Source organism: Aliivibrio sp. 1S128 (assembly GCF_001691065.1).
In the GTDB taxonomy this organism is placed as follows: Bacteria; Pseudomonadota; Gammaproteobacteria; order Enterobacterales; family Vibrionaceae; genus Aliivibrio.
In genome coordinates this window covers 1-473 of record NZ_MAJV01000056.1, presented here as the reverse complement: position 1 = coordinate 473, position 473 = coordinate 1, and the positions used below count along the sequence as shown (strand labels likewise).

General features: G+C 37.8%; 1 protein-coding gene. It reads left to right on the top strand.

All coding sequences use genetic code 11. The features are described 5' to 3' along the window. Positions 1 to 237: 237 nt before the first annotated feature. Positions 238 to 473 (top strand): glutathione S-transferase N-terminal domain-containing protein (locus tag A6E03_RS07725; protein WP_176703461.1); only part of this gene is annotated, 236 nt, incomplete at its 3' end.

The following is a 473-nucleotide window of genomic DNA, read 5'->3' as shown; positions in this document are numbered from 1 at the left end:
CTATCGGTAAATTAGAATCAGGGCTTAGAAAATCTTGGCAGGGCAGTTCTTTACCAAGTTAGCCAAGCCGAAAGTAAGCACGCACAACAATCGCATCAACACGATTTATTACATTCGGCGTTCTGGGTTTGTCTTGGGTTTCGTGATTAAGGCGGTTAAATTCAGGTTGGTTTGCATGGTAATAAACGTGTTATGCCAGCGTTATGAGTATTTGTGGATTAAGAAAAGGAAGTCATTTTGTATCAGCTATATTATTACCCAAACAACGCGAGTTTAGCTCCGCACTTCTTATTACATTTCATGGGATTAGAGTATGATTTATTGTTGGTTGATAGGGAATCAAGCTTCCACAAATCAGCTGAATATTTAAAATTAAATCCAGCAGGTAGAATTCCTACATTAATTGACGATGGAATGGCAATCTTTGAAAGTTCTGCTATTTGTATTCATCTATGTGAGCAAAACCCTAAGCA